Origin of the sequence: Pontibacter anaerobius (assembly GCF_026241195.1) — a bacterium.
Taxonomy (GTDB): Bacteria; Bacteroidota; Bacteroidia; order Cytophagales; family Hymenobacteraceae; genus Pontibacter; species Pontibacter anaerobius.
Window position 1 is genome coordinate 108,861 of the sequence record NZ_JAPFQO010000001.1, and the last position, 15,739, is coordinate 124,599.

8 protein-coding genes are annotated in these 15,739 nt (G+C 48.8%); 7 read left to right on the forward strand and 1 reads right to left on the reverse strand.

Annotated elements, in window-relative coordinates; translation table 11 throughout:
• Window positions 1-230: 230 nt before the first annotated feature.
• From OO017_RS00520 to OO017_RS00550, 7 genes are all read left to right on the forward strand, one after another.
• Entirely contained in the window at window positions 231-3,248 is a 3,018-nt protein-coding gene (locus OO017_RS00520; protein ID WP_266050487.1) for a SusC/RagA family TonB-linked outer membrane protein, read from the forward strand.
• A 20-nt stretch (window positions 3,249-3,268) separates the two neighbouring features.
• Entirely contained in the window at window positions 3,269-4,663 is a 1,395-nt protein-coding gene (locus OO017_RS00525; protein WP_266050488.1) for a RagB/SusD family nutrient uptake outer membrane protein, read from the forward strand.
• A gap of 155 nt (window positions 4,664-4,818) precedes the next feature.
• The gene (locus OO017_RS00530) at window positions 4,819-5,481 is read left to right on the forward strand and encodes a hypothetical protein (protein ID WP_266050489.1); all 663 of its coding nucleotides are present in this window, start codon (window positions 4,819-4,821) and stop codon (window positions 5,479-5,481) included.
• Window positions 5,482-5,579: 98 nt separating this feature from the next.
• On the forward strand, window positions 5,580-7,253 hold the full coding sequence (locus tag OO017_RS00535; RefSeq protein WP_266050490.1) for an amidase: 1,674 nt from the start codon (window positions 5,580-5,582) through the stop codon (window positions 7,251-7,253).
• A 117-nt stretch (window positions 7,254-7,370) separates the two neighbouring features.
• Window positions 7,371-9,776 (forward strand): prolyl oligopeptidase family serine peptidase, encoded by a 2,406-nt coding sequence (locus OO017_RS00540; RefSeq protein WP_266050491.1) that lies wholly within the window; start codon window positions 7,371-7,373, stop codon window positions 9,774-9,776.
• A gap of 451 nt (window positions 9,777-10,227) precedes the next feature.
• A complete protein-coding gene (locus OO017_RS00545; RefSeq protein ID WP_266050492.1) occupies window positions 10,228-13,368 on the forward strand; it encodes a SusC/RagA family TonB-linked outer membrane protein in 3,141 nt (1,046 codons plus the stop codon).
• A gap of 23 nt (window positions 13,369-13,391) precedes the next feature.
• On the forward strand, window positions 13,392-14,891 hold the full coding sequence (locus OO017_RS00550; protein WP_266050493.1) for a RagB/SusD family nutrient uptake outer membrane protein: 1,500 nt from the start codon (window positions 13,392-13,394) through the stop codon (window positions 14,889-14,891).
• Window positions 14,892-14,943: 52 nt separating this feature from the next.
• Here the strand turns inward: OO017_RS00550 and OO017_RS00555 are convergent, their stop codons facing one another.
• Complete coding sequence (locus OO017_RS00555; RefSeq protein ID WP_266050494.1) at window positions 14,944-15,738, reverse strand: phosphatase PAP2 family protein; 795 nt, start codon at window positions 15,736-15,738, stop codon at window positions 14,944-14,946.
• Between the last annotated feature and the right edge of the window lies 1 nt (window position 15,739).

Consider the following 15,739-nt stretch of genomic DNA (forward strand, 5'->3'; position numbering starts at 1 on the left):
TATGCAATTGTGTTTGGCTTGTTTTGTGTGTAAGTTTCTGGTTTTCAGTGGTAAGGGGTGTTGTTTGAGCGGTGGGTTATACTTGTGTAGCAGCATGTGATGCGGTGAATAGTGCTGAAATTGAAGATTTTCACTTAAAATGTACGGGTAAAATTTTTTGGTTTGGCCTGAATAATTATATTTGGGTTTACAACACAATCTAACCAATTTATTCACCTTAATTATTCTTTATGAAAAAACTGCTACTACTCAGTTTTATTCTGGTAGTAACGCTGTTGCAGCAGGCAATAGCGCAGGGTAAAACAGTATCAGGTACAGTAACAGACGCAGAAAGCGGGCAGGGGTTACCCGGTGTTACTGTATTAGTAAAAGGAACTCAGGTAGGTACGGCTACCGGTGTTAACGGTAACTATACCATTAATGTGCCTGAGGGAAGTAATACACTAACGTTTAGCTTTATTGGCTACAACACTTTGGAGCGCCAGGTAGGCAACGCAGCTACTGTAAACGTAGCTCTTTCTGTAAACAACAAGCAGCTGCAAGAGGTAATCGTGACAGGTTACGGTACAACAAATACTATAGCCAACACAGGTGCAGTAGCACAAATCAAGGCTGCAGAGATTGCAGAGGTGCCTGTAGCCTCTATTGATAAGGCCCTGCAGGGCCGTGTGCCAGGTTTGCAGTCTGTGGGTGCTTCTGGGCAGCCAGGTTCTGCACAGCAGGTTCGTATCCGTGGTATCGGTTCCATGACGGCTTCTTCTGAGCCTCTTTACGTAGTGGACGGTGTACCGATCAACTCTGGTGACCTTTCCAGAAATACAACCACTGCCAACGCACTGGCAGGTATCAACCCGAACGACATTGAGAGCATCACAGTACTGAAAGACGCTTCTGCGGCCTCTATCTATGGTTCTAGAGCGGCTAACGGTGTGATCGTGGTAACTACGAAGCAAGGTAAGGCCGGCAAGACGAAATTCAACGCCAGCGCCGAGACTGGTTTCTCTAAACGTGCCTATTTCAACGAGAACACTCGCCCGCTTAACTCAGAGGAAACTATTGAGCTTGCGTCTGAAGCTTACTTGAACAATAGCCTATATCGTGACTTTTATCAACTAACTCAGGATAACATTCGTGATTTTATTCTTACCCGTTATGGTATTGATGAGACAGTAGATACAGACTGGTACGATGAGGTTTCCCAGCAGGGTAAGTATAGCCAATACAACTTGTCTGCAAGCGGTGGTAACGAGAAAACACAGTTCCACGTTTCTGGTGGCTACTTCGATCAGGAAGGCACAATTAAGACATCTGCTTTTGAGCGCATCACTACAAACCTGAGCGTTAACCACAGAGCAACAGACAAACTGACATTCGGTACGAACATGATGATCGCCTCTGCCAAGCAGTCTGGCCCAGGCAACAGCGGTTTGTTCCGTAACCCAATCCTTTCTTCCCTATTCCTGACGCCTTATACTTCTCCTTACACGGAGGAGGGGGACCTGAACCTGTTCACAGGTCTGTACAATCCACTGGCTATCTTTGAGTACGATAAAGACCAGAACCACACACTGAAAGGTATCGGTAGCATCAATGCTGCTTACAACATCACGCCAAACCTGAAAATCACCTCTAAATTCGGTGTTGACTACAACAACCTGGAGGAAGATACTTACAGAAACCCATTCTATGGCGATGCAAGAAACACTGGCGGTAGCGCTACTCGTTTCTACACCCGCTATTTTAATTGGGTATGGACAAACCTTTTGGATTATACTTGGGATGTAAACAAAGATAACAAGTATGTGGCCACGCTGAAAGGCGGTTACGAGGCGCAGAAGTCTAGCTACTACTCTTCTAACGTAACATCTAACAACCTGCCGCTTAACACGAACTTTATTGTGCCAAGTGTAGGTGCTGTTCCAATCACGGCTTCTGGTACGCAGGCTGATTATACTTTTGCCTCTTTGCTGGCAATCGGTGACTTCACTTACGACGGCAAGTATGTACTTTCCGGTTCATTCCGTCGCGATGGTTCTTCACGCTTCGGTTCTGAGAACCGTTATGGTGACTTCTGGTCAGTTGGTGCCAGCTGGAACGTAGATCAGGAAGAATTCATTCAGGATCTAGGCTGGATCGACCAGTTTAAACTTAGAGCATCTTACGGTGTAAACGGTAACGCCGGTATCGGTAACTATGAGTGGCGCTATGTTTATGACTATGGTATCGACTACAACGGTCAGGTGGGTGCTGCACCAACTAGCCTTGGTAACCCAGGGTTGACTTGGGAGAAGAACAAGCCATTTGACCTGGGTGTTGACCTGGCTTTCTTTCAGAACAGGCTGACAGTTACTGCAGACTACTACACCAGAGAGACAACAGACCTGCTGCTGAGAGAGCCTCTTTCAAGAACAACAGGCTATAGCACATACATTGACAACGTTGGTGCGATGAGAAACAGCGGTGTGGAGCTTGCTGTATCTGGTACGCCTGTACAAGTAGGAGATTTCCGTTGGGATCTGAGCTTCAGCATCACGAAAAACAAGAATGAGATCGTGAACCTGATCGAGGATGAGCAAATCGTTTCTCCTTTCATCAGAAAAGTGGGTGAAGACTACCAGACATACTATCTGCCAGTATGGGCAGGTGTTGACCCAGAAAATGGTAACCCACTGTGGTACTCTAACGAAGAGCAGACTGAGACTACCAGCACCTGGAGCCAGGCGAAGTATGTTGTTACAGACAAGAGCGCCACGCCTAAAACGTTTGGTAGCGCAGGTACAACCTTCAGCTTCAAAGGCATTACACTGGACGCCTTGTTCTACTACAACTTCGGTAACCACATCTATGATCCATACTACCGTTACCTGAACAGCGGCGGAGCTTATATCGGTTCTTATGGCCAGCGTGCCACTGAGCTTGACAGATGGCAGCAGCCAGGCGACATCACAGATGTGCCAAGAAACACCTATGGTGGCACTAATGCCTACCAGCCATCTACACGCATCCTGAACAGCGGCGACTTTATCCGCCTGAGAGATGTAACGCTGAGCTATACTTTACCATCTACATGGACAGAGAAAGTTAAGCTGAACAATGTAAGGGTTTATGCCAGAGGCACTAACATGTATACTTGGGTGAAGGATGACAAGCTGGCTTATGACCCAGAGGCAGGCGGTGTTGGAGGTTTGACGAACTTCGACATTGAGATTCCTAAGACAGTTACTTTCGGTGTGAGCCTGGGCCTGTAATACTTTAAGAGAATACAAAAATGAAAAAGAGATATTTAAACATACTTTTGGCTGGCTTACTCACAACGGGTATGCTCAGCTCATGCGATAAAGACTTCCTGGATCAGAGTCCATACACGGGTATTAACTCGGGGGAGGCACTACTGACGGATAATGATGTGCTGACAGCACTGTACGCCACTTACTCGGGCCTGCAGTCTTCAGACCTTTATGGGCGTACGATTCCGGTGATAGGCGACCTGCTGGCAGACAACACGTTCGTTTCTACTTACAACGCTGGCCGTTACCTGGAATTTGAAGGCTATTTCTTCACCCGAAACACAGGTAACATCTCAGGCTTGTGGTCTGATGCTTATACAGTGATTGCCCGTACGAATAACATTGTTGATTCAGAGCAAACAACTGTTACTGATCAGGCAAATGTTGACCAGTATAAAGGCGAGGCTTACGCCATAAGAGCGTTGATGTACTTTGAGCTGGTGCGCCATTTTGCAGATCCGTATACGGAGAACCCGAACGCGGCCGGTGTGCCTATCGTGCTGAAGACCGATAAGGACTCTGAGCCTGCGCGTAACTCAGTGGCTGAAGTGTATGCCCAGATTCAGGCTGACCTGGACAAGGCTATCGGCCTGATGACAAAGACAAGCAACTCCGGCCGGTTCTCGCAAGCTGCTGCCAAGGCACTGAAGGCGAAAGTTAGCCTTAATATGGGCGACTATGAGCAGGCACTGATGCTTGCAGATGATGTAATCAGTAACAGCGGTGTTCCGCTGGTGAGCTACCAGAATTTAGTTAGCTACTGGGCTAGCCCAAGACCCTCAAACGTGGAAACCCTGTTTGAGGTAATCTCTACCGAGACAGACAACATGGGCACAAATGAGCTAGGATACATTTATCATCAGGGAGGTTACGGTGATATTCTTGCCAATCCTGAGCTGTATGATTCCTATGCTAGCACAGATGCCCGTAAGAACTTGATCATTAAAGGCAAGCGTAACAGAGGCGAGAACCCGGCTTACATCGTGAACAAGTACTCTAACATCTCCGGTGACCGTGACGATAAGAAGGTGCTGCGTATTTCAGAAATGTACCTGATCGCCGCAGAGGCCGCCTATAGATTAGGTGATGAGGTAAGTGCCCTGACCTACCTGAATACACTGGTAGCAGAGCGAGACCCATCAATGGTGTATGTGTCTACAGGAGAGCAACTGCTGCAGGATATTATTACGGAGCGTAGAAAAGAGATGGCATTTGAAGGAGAACGCCTGCATACGCTGAACAGACTGCAGCGTGATATCGTGGCACGTCCGGATGGTCCAGCTGAGATTCCGTTCAGCAGCGATAAACGAATCCTGCCTATCCCTCAGACAGAGATAGATGCGAACGAAAACATTGAGCAGAACCCAGGCTACTAGTAATAGTTTGACTGCCGCTTAATGTAGCAGCACAATTTAAAAGCCCGTAGTTGTTTAGCAGCTACGGGTTTTTTTGACCTCTTTCAGGAATGCGAAATATTGTTTTTTAGTGATAATTTATTATGTTTAAGTATGGATCATAAACTGCAGCATCAATGAGAAAACAACTAAAGAAACTGTACGTTGCATTTTTTGCTGTTCTGCTGAGTGCTGGCGCTGCCAATGCTCAGATGTTTTTGCTGGAGGATGTAAATGGCAGGCCAATTAGAAAAACACAATACGAAGACATCAATGGCTCCCCATACCTCTACGACAACTGGATGAAGGGCAGCGTAGTGTTAGGTAATGGCAACTTGTATGAGAACGTGCCGCTGCGCTACGACCAGGTAGCAGACCAGTTGCTGTTTCAGACGCCGGAGGGGCAGGAGTTGGAGTTTGTGCAGCCGGTACGGGAGTTTCAGATTGATGGAAGCCCAGTCGTATACCGCAGCGGTTTTGCTCCTATTGATCAACACTCGTCCTCCTCTTTTTACCAGGTGCTGGAAGACGGCAAAGTGAAACTGCTGAAGAAAAGCCACAAGGTGATACGGGAGGAAAAAGCCTACGGCACAGCTACGATATCGAAAAACGTGCTGGAGTACACCAACTACTACATCACCCAAGGCAGCCAGCTGGTGAAGGTGAAAAACGAGAAAAACCTGCTTCAGCTGCTGCCGGGTCATACCCAGGAGCTGGAGGGCTACATCAAAAAGAACAAACTGAAGCTGAAGGAGGATGCCGAGATGGCGCAGTTAGTAGCGTACTACAACTCGCTGTAAGTCTTTAGAAACAAAGTATAAACAGGAGAGGCAGGCTAAAAGGTCTGCCTCTTTTTGTTATAAATTGCTTATCTTGTATAGCTTAAAAATATTCCTAAATGAAAAACAAAACCATAGCCCTGTTAGGCACAGCTTGTTTTGTATCAGGTGCTTTTGTAGCGAAAGTTGTAGAAAGCAAAGTTACGGTAGCGATGCTGCAAGACGCCCAGAAACTGATCGGGCTCAACTTTACAGATGCTCAGCTAGATTCGACCATCTCGGAGCTGGAGGAGTTTAAGGAAAGCTACGAAGTAATACGCAAGCAGAACCTGCCAAACAATGTTGCCCCAGCGCTGGTATTCAACCCGATTCCGGTAGGATATACTTTTGAGACACAGAAATCAGCCTTTGAGGCGGAGCGACCACAGAACGTGAAGCTGCCCCGGAAGCGCGAAGATCTGGCGTTTTATACTATCCCGCAATTGGCAGAATTAATACGCACGCAGCAGATTTCTTCCGAGGAGCTTACAAAATTCTACCTCAACCGCCTAAAGAAGTATGGCCCAACGCTGGAGGCTGTAACTACTTTAACCGAGGAGCTTGCGCTGCAGCAGGCCCGTCAGGCAGACAAGGAGATAAAGGCTGGCAAGTATAAAGGCATGCTGCACGGCATCCCTTTCGGGGTGAAGGACCTGTTCTCCACGCGCAAGTATAAAACCACCTGGGGAGCTATGCCTTATAAAGACCAGTTGATAGACGAGGACGCCACTGTGGTGCAGCGACTGCAGGACTCCGGCGGTGTGCTGGTAGCTAAGCTAACGCTGGGTGCCCTGGCCATGGGCGATGTATGGTATGGGGGTAAAACACGCTCTCCTTGGGATATCAACAAAGGTTCCAGTGGCTCGTCGGCGGGTTCGGCGGCGGCAGTGGCGGCTGGGCTGGTGCCGTATGCCATCGGTACCGAAACGCTTGGCTCAATTGTGTCGCCGTCTACAGCTACCGGAACTACGGGGCTGCGGCCTACCTTTGGCCGTGTAAGTCGTCACGGAGCCATGGCTTTAAGCTGGTCTATGGATAAGATCGGGCCGATAGCTCGTTCCGCAGAGGATTGTGCTATCGTATTTAATGCTATCTACGGACCAGACGGGAAAGATCAATCGGTGTATGATGCGCCGTTTAACTATGACTCAAGTGTAAACCCGAAGAAGCTGCGGGTTGGTTATCTGAAAGATGACTTCGCAAAGGAGTATGGCTTTAAAGAAAACGACCAGGCCACATTGGATGCGCTGCAAAAGGCAGGCGTGGAGCTGGTGCCGATCTCTTTGCCAGACCTGCCAGCGCGTGAGCTGACACTGACGATATCCGTGGAGGGTGCCGCCGCCTTTGATGAGTTAACCCGCAGTGGCCGTGACAGCCTGTTGGTGGCGCAGCACAAGAATGCGTGGCCGAACATCTTCCGGGCAGGGCGATTTATACCTGCGGTAGAGTATCTGCAGGCGCAGCGGGTGCGTACGCTGCTGGTACAGCAGATGCAGGAGACGCTAAAGGATGTGGACGTCTACATCAGCCCGTCTTTTGCCAGCAATAATCTGGTGGTTACTAACCTGACGGGCCATCCTTGCGTGGTGGTGCCAAACGGTTTCCAGAAGAACGGTATGCCCACCACCATCACATTTATGGGGAAACTGTTTGGGGAGGCTGAACTGCTAAGTTTTGCCAGGTTCTACCAAAGTATAACCCCACACGACGAGCAGCACCCAAGTATGGATTTCGGTAAAAAGAAGAAGTCTTAAAGTATAACTGCCGCCTCTGAGGAACCATTCCTGAGGTGGCAGTTTTGTTTAACAGACGTTTATGCTTTAAATTTAGAGCTTATCCCAACTAATCTACCTAAAACCTACTATCTAATTATGCAACTGAAACAAAAAGCCGTAGCCCTTATGGCTTTCCTGCTGCTAGGCAGTAATGCCCTGGTGGCACAGAACGATAAAACCGACCTGAGCGTGGAGAAGATCATGCGCGATCCGAAGTGGATCGGCACGCCTCCTGGCAACGTGTTCTGGTCTGAAGACGGCAAGAAGGTCTACTTTTCCTGGAACCCGGACGGTAACCGCCAGGACTCGCTGTACAGTGTAAATGCCGATGGGAAGAACCTGCAAAAGGTAAGTGCAAAGGACCGACGCAGCCTGCCGGCCCAGCGTGGCGAGTACAACCGTGCCGAAACGAAGAAAGTGTATGAGAAGAATGGCGACATTTTTCTGTACGACATTAAAAGCGGCAAGGCGCAGCAGGTAACCAACACCGTGGAGCGCGAGACCAGCCCCGCCTTTAGCCAGGATGAGCAGAAGGTGGTGTACATGAAAGATAATAACCTCTATGCCTGGAGCATCAGCAAAGGGCAGACAGAGCAGCTGACAGATTTCAGGAAAGGCCGCAAGCCGGCAGAGGAAGGCGAGAACGCGCAGCGCGACTGGCTGAAGGAGCAGCAACTGTCGCTGCTGCAGATCGTGCGGGAGCGCAAGCAAGACAAAGAAGCCGCCGAGAAGCAGCAGAAGCTGGAGGCCCCTGACCGCCCGAAGGAAATTTATGTGGAGGATAAAGTGGTGAATAGCGTAACTCTGGGGCCAAATGAGCGCTTTATCACCTACCAGCTTATCTCGCGCCCTAAAAATGCCAATGTGGCCATCGTGCCAAACTTTGTGACCGAATCAGGCTACACGGAGGATATAAAGACCAGAACCAAGGTGGGCGATGCGCAGAACACGTATGAGTTCTTTGTGTATGACACACAGCGCGACTCAGCCTACGCTGTAAAGATGAACGATGTGGAGGGCATTTATGATCAGCCGGCCTACCTGCTGCAGCAGGAAGCAAAAGCCAGTGCCTCTGCCAGTGCAGCCGACAGCAAAACGAAAAAGCCTGAAGCGCGTGCAACAGCTATCTACGGTCCATACTGGTCAGAGAATGGCAAGCATGCCGTGGTGGTTGCCCGCTCAGCCGACAACAAAGACCGCTGGATCTTAAAGCTGGACCCGGCAACAGCAAAACTGACCCTGCTGGACCGCCAGCGCGACGAGGCTTGGATTAACGGCCCGGGCATTGGTTATGGCCCCGGCGAAATAGGCTGGATGCCCGATAACAAAAGCGTGTGGTTCCATTCGGAGGAAAGCGGCTACTCGCACCTGTACACGGTGAACGTGAACAGCGGCAAGAAGAAAGCGCTTACCAGCGGCAAGTATGAGGTGTCGGATGTGCGCATGTCAGATGATAAAAAGCACTTCTACTTTACGGCCAATAAAGTACACCCTGGTGAGAAGCATTTTTACCGTATGCCTGTAAACGGCGGCGAAATGGTGCAGCTGACAAGTATGGCTGGTGCCCACGAGGTGGAGCTGTCGCCGGACGAGAAGCACCTGGCCATCCGTTACTCCTACAGCAACAAGCCGTGGGAACTGTACGTGATGGACAACAAGAAAAACGCCAAGCCAAAGCAGGTAACCAACTCCCTGACCGAAGAGTTTAAGTCTTACGACTGGCGGGAGCCGGAGGTGATCACCTTTAAAGCAGAGGATGGGGCTGATGTGCATGCCCGCCTGTACCGCCCCGCAAAGCCGGAGCAGAATGGCCCGGCCGTTGTTTTCGTGCATGGCGCCGGTTACCTGCAGAACGCCCACAAATGGTGGAGCTCATACTTCCGCGAGTACATGTTCCATAATTTCCTGGCCGACCAGGGGTATACCGTGCTGGATATTGACTACCGTGGTAGCGCCGGCTACGGCCGCGACGTGCGCACGGGCATTTACCAGTTCATGGGCGGCAAGGACCTGAGCGACCATGTGGACGGGGCAAGGCACCTGGTGGAGAAGTATAACGTTGACCCGAAGCGCATCGGTATTTACGGGGGCTCTTACGGTGGTTTCATTACGCTGATGGCCATGTTCACAGAGCCGGATGTGTTTGCTGCGGGTGCCGCCCTGCGCTCTGTAACCGACTGGGCGCATTACAACCACGGCTATACTTCCAACATCCTGAACACGCCATACACAGACAGCACAGCCTATGCCAAAAGCTCCCCTATCTATTATGCAGAGGGGCTGAAGGGGGCGCTGCTGATCTGCCATGGTATGGTTGATACGAATGTGCATTTCCAGGATGTGGTGCGCCTGACGCAGCGCCTGATAGAGTTAGGCAAAGACAACTGGGAGCTGGCGGTTTATCCTGTGGAGGACCACGGTTTTACCGAGCCAGCCAGCTGGACCGATGAGTATAAGCGTATTTTCAAGCTCTTTGAGGAGAATCTAAAGGAGAAGAAATAAGCTGCCTTACTCTTTTAACAAAAAAAGGGGGTGTAGTGCGAAAGCACTACACCCCCTTTTTTTGTCCTGTTAAAAATGGCACAATTAAAGATAGTATAGCAGCATTTGAATATTTGATTTGTATAAATGCCGCTTCCCAGTTGGTGAGCATGAAATGAGGTGCCATAAGAGCAACATCGTAGAGGTTTTGGTTGCACACTTAGGGTCTTGTTTAAGATTTAATATCTGTTGGAACACAGTCGGCGCAAATTTACAAATAGGCATTATCTTTTTGTAACTCATTAATGTGGAATATATTAAGTGTAAAAAGTATATGTTTTCTAGTCTAAACATTGCTTTAAATGCTGTATGGGGTATATTTTTTTTTACCAAGTAGATGTTGTGTTACAATAGGAACTTATATTTGGCCCACAACTAATAACTATTTTACCAATCAATCTAATCTATCTTTATGAGAAAAGTTCTATTATTTGGTTTGGTTGTGTTCCTAACGCTTGTTAGTCAGGCGTGGGCGCAAAACCGAACCATCACAGGAACAGTTACTGATGCTGGTAATGGACAGCCATTGCCAGGAGTGAATGTGGTAGTAAAGGGGACTACCGTAGGAACATTCACCGGAGCTGATGGTAGCTATACCGTTGGTGTTCCAACCGATAACGCCGTTATTCTGTACTCTTTCCTGGGCTATGTGCCGCAGGAGATCAGTTCAACTGGCAGAAGCACAATTAATGTAAAGCTTGCAGAAGATAGCAAAGCTTTATCAGAAGTGATTGTTGTCGCCTATGGTACAGCCGATCAGAAGTCATTCACTGGCTCAGCCTCAGCTGTAAAAGCAGAAGCTATTGAGAAGCTTCAGGCAAATGATGTGACCAAAGCACTGGGTGGTTTAACGCCAGGTGTACAGGTGGTGCAGACAAGTGGCCAGCCGGGTGCTACAGGGCAAATCCGAATCCGTGGTATCGGTTCAGTGGCATCGTCGTCTACTCCTCTTTACGTAGTTGATGGTGCGCCTTACTCCGGAGACCTAAACGCAATCAACCCTAACGACATTGAGTCTATGACCGTTCTGAAAGATGCTTCGGCAGCTGCTCTTTACGGTTCTCGTGCTGCAAACGGTGTAGTTGTAATCACTACCAAAGGTGGCAAGGCTCCTAAAGCCCCAATCATAACATTTGGTGCTACTTATGGTATCTCTGATTTTGCAGTAAAAGACTACAATGCTGTTAACACAGATCAGTACTATGAGCTGACTTGGGAGGCACTGCGAAACGATGCTGTAGCAGACGGCAGTAAATGGCAAGGGAAGTTTGCCTCGCCGGAGGAGTATGCTACTAAGACCGTAGTTGGTCGTATAGCTGGTGCTGCAAACGGACAGCAGTACAACCCGTATACTGATGCAGAGCCGATCGGCCTTGATGGTAAGTTGAAAGAAGGTCTTACACCTGCCTGGGAGGATGACTGGAGAGATGCTCTTTTCAGAAATGCCACTCGTCAGGAGTATGATTTTGGTATCCAGGGCGGAAACGACAAAACAAACTACTACTTCTCAGGTAACTACCTGAACCAGGAAGGTGCTTTCATCACCTCAGGCTTTGAGCGCTATACCTCACGCCTTCGCGTATCTTCTCAGGTAACAGATAAAATTAAGTTCGGTGTAAATGCCCTGATCGCCAACACAGATCAGAACTCACCTACATCCAGCGGTACAGCTTTCCGTAACGTGGTATCTTGGGGAAGAAACATCGCTCCGGTTTACCCGATCTACAGAAGAAGAAACGCAGATGGTACTTTCATCGAGAACCCTTCTGAGTTTGACTTTAACACAAGCCGACCATATGGCGGTAATGGCAACCCAGTGGGTACTACGGAGTTGGACATGCTGAAGCGTAATGTACTGACCTGGAGCCTGAACACTTTTGGTGAAATAGAGCTTCCGCTTGACCTGAAGTATAAAACTACCTTCGCACTTACTGGCGATAATACAAAAGACTTCACGTTCTACAACCCTAATTTTGGTGACGGTGCTGGTGTAGGCGGTCGTGGTACCCAGTGGAGAAGCTCTTTCGTAGAGTACACTATCAACCACATCCTGAGCTACAGCAAATCATTCGGGCAGCATCAGATTGATGCCTTAGGTGGTTTCGAGGCTTTTAACTACAAGTATGACTACATGTACGGTCAGAAGACAAACTTCCTTGCTCTTCCTGGCTTAACTGAACTTGACAACGCTTCTACAATCAACGCGCTGAACAGCCAGACTGACAGACGTTCACTGATGAGTTTCCTGGGCCAGGTTAAGTATAACTTCCAGGACAAGTACTACCTGTCTGGTTCATTCCGTCGTGATGGTTCTTCCCGTTTCCAGACAGACAACCGTTGGGGTAACTTCTTCTCTGTTGGTGGTTCATACAGAATCTCTCAGGAGGATTTCATGAGCGATCTTGCATGGGTAACCGATGCTAAGATTCGTGCCAGCTACGGTACTTCCGGTAACGAAGGTCTGCTTACGGCAGGCGGTGGCGCTGACTTCTATGCATACAGAGGTTTATACCAAACTGGATATAGCGATTTGTCTGCGCCAGGCATTATCCTTGACAAACTGGAAAACATCGCTCTTTCATGGGAGAAGCAGGCTGCATTTAACGTAGGTATTGATGCAACTATCTTCAACAAGCTGGATGTATCATTAGATTACTACGAAAGAACATCAGAAGACCTGCTCTTCAACAAGCCTCTTTCTCCTTCAACAGGTTTCATATCGGTATTCGACAACCTGGGAACTATGAGAAACAGAGGTGTTGAAGTAAATGTGGATGCACGTCTTGTTGAAGGGGATGACTTCCAGTGGAGCATCAACGCAAACGCTGCTCATAACAAAAACGAGCTGACCAAGCTCCCTCAGGAGACTATTCTGCAGGGTACCAAGCAGCTGAAAGTAGGTCACTCCATCTATGATTTCTTCATCCAGGATTTTGCGGGCGTAGACCCACAAACTGGTCTGAGCCTGTGGTACACAGATGTAAAGGATGCTGATGGAAATGTAGTAGAGAAAACTACCACTTCTGACTACAACAAGGCTACCCGCTACTATGTAGGAACTGCGCTGCCAGATGTAACTGGTGGTGTAACCAACAACCTGCAGTATAAGAACTTCGACTTGAGCGTGTTCTTCACTTACAGTATTGGTGGTGAGATCCTGAACACAGACTATAGTGGTTTGATGCACGGTGGCGACAGAGCCGGCACAAACTGGAGCGAGGATATCCTGGACAGATGGCAGAAGCCAGGTGACGTGACAGACGTGCCAAGATTAGGCACATCGCAGACACTGAACTCTAACTCTACGTCATCAAGGTTCCTGGTTGATGCATCTTACCTGCGCCTGCGCAATGTAACGCTTGGCTATACACTGCCAAAGAGCCTGCAGGATCGCGTTGGACTGAAGAACGCCAGAATTTTTGTTCAGGGCGACAACTTCTGGACACTGTTTAAGACGCAGGGCCTTGACCCGGAACAATCAATTGACGGTGTGACTAACAGCCGATTCCCTGCTCAGAAGACATTCTCTGTAGGTGTGCGTGCAACTCTGTAAGTATTATTTATTAGTAGAGAGAAATGAAAATTAACAATAATAAGTTTGTTGTAGCTCTGCTTGGTGCAACGCTAAGCTTAACTGCATGTGAAAAAGATTACCTGGAGGTAGTGCCTTCTAACGCTGTGTCTTACGATCAGGCATACAGCACGAAGAAAGGTATGGAAGCTGCCATGACAGGTATTGTTCGCCTGATGCGTCAGGCGCCGGTAAACCAGGGATCTGTGAGCCATGATAGCTACGGTGTTCCGTCACTGATGATGACGTTTGATGTGATGGGGCAGGATGTAATGGCGAACAATAACTGGTTCATCTATCAGTATGAGCTGGATAACAAGTTAGCTACTTACCGTGGCACCCGTATTATCTGGGGCCACTCTTACAACCTGATTACCAACGCCAATAATATTATAGCGAACGCAAAGAACCTGCCGGATGCCACAGATGCTGAGAAGAGAGCATTCGAAGGTGAGGCTAAGGCAATCAGAGCTTTTGCATACTTTAACCTGGCGCGTGTTTACCAGCACACTTACCTGAAGGATAAGAATGCACCTGCTGTGCCTTTGATGCTTGATCCGGCTACGCCTCAGACTGAGGGTAAGGAGAGAGCAACGCTTGAGCAGGTGTATGCCCAAATCCTGGCTGACCTGACAGAGGCAGAGCAGAGCCTGACAACTGCACGCCCAAGCAAGAGCCGCCTCAACAAAAACGTAGCACAAGGCTTGCTGGCCCGTGTATACCTTGAAATGGGGCAGTGGGAAAAAGCGGCTGAGTTTGCGGCTAAGGCACGCCAGGGTTACCCTCTGATGAACGCAACCACTTACAAAGCTGGCTTCAACAACTACAGCAATGGGGAGTGGATTTGGGGCTTACCTCAATCTGCTGATCAGAATAATTCCTTTGCGTCTTTCTACTCATTTATAGATGGCCGTTACACAATCAGCAGCACTGGAAGTAGAGTTTATACCCGTAGAGGGTATAACAACCTTCGTGCGAATGACAACTTTGTAGCTCTGTTTGATGAGAATGATGCCCGTCGTGAATTTCAGGAAGATACAAAAGCCTTCACTACGAATAATGCAGGCGAAAAAGTATGGAACTCTGATCGCTACACCATCACCAAGTTTAAGGACCTGGTTGATTTAGGCGGTCATATAGTACTGATGCGTTCAGCAGAAATGCTTTTGATTGAGGCGGAGGCTAAAGCTCAGTTAGGTAACTTCCTGGGTGCTCAGGAGTTGCTGTTGGAGCTGCGTCGTAACCGCTACACAGATGCTACTTTAGTGTTGCCATCGCTGAACACCGGAGAAGCCCTCCTGGAGGAGATCTATGTTGAGCGCAGAAAGGAACTGTATGGCGAAGGTTTTGCAATGTTTGACATCAAGCGTCTGCAGAAGCCGCTGGTTCGTACAGGTAACCACACGGCTAAAGTAGGTGTGACACCAGCTAACTCTGATCTGTTCATCCACCAAATTCCGCAAGGAGAGATGGATGCTAATCCGAAAATGGTGCAGAATCCATAATCTTTAGAATATCCAAAAACAAAAAGCCATCCTAACGGGTGGCTTTTTGTTTTTAAAACCTATACACCACCGCCATCCCATCATACAAGCCATCACTTTCTGGAACCAATGAGAAACGGGAGTCAACCCTGTGCAACTCGGGCACAAGTATACCAATCGCTGTACCTATGCCATAGCCGATAATATTGTCGCTGAGGAAGTGCTTACCTGCTCTGATGCGAAGGTACCCAACGGCGGCAGGAACGGTAGCAGCGGCAGCCCAAATGTAGGGACGGGCAGGGGAGTCAGGGTTGAAGTCATGGTATACTTTAGCCAGGAAGAAAGTAGCGGTGGCTGTGGCGGCGGTATGCCCAGCGTAAAAAGAATTAGTTGCCTGCTTGTCGGTTTTGAGTTCCAGCGGAGCATCCACGGCATAAACGTACGGCCGCTTTCGTTTAGTAACGCCGGCTGTCATGCTGTACATCCCTCCCGCAATAGAAAGCGCCTGGCCATAGAGCAGGTATACTTCCGGGGCGTTCTGCCTTACATCCTTATCAAGCAATAACAGGAGCGGAGTCAGGAAGGAGCTGTAGAACGGGAAGTCGCTGACTGTCTCGGCACTGCTGCTGTAGTTCCCTGCCGCGAAGCGATCAAACTTGTTTACGTCATACTTCGACAGGGCCGCTAAATCAGCAGCGTTTACCCTATCTTTCTTCTCGATAAGAATGTTGCCCGCCACCGTGGCGCCTATTGCCCCAACTGTAACGCCGCCATCGCGGAGCCAGTTTACTTTATAGGGAGACGTAGTTTGCCCCCAGGCAAAGTATGGCCACAGTAAAACTAAGAAGAGCCACAGTGGCCGTTTCATT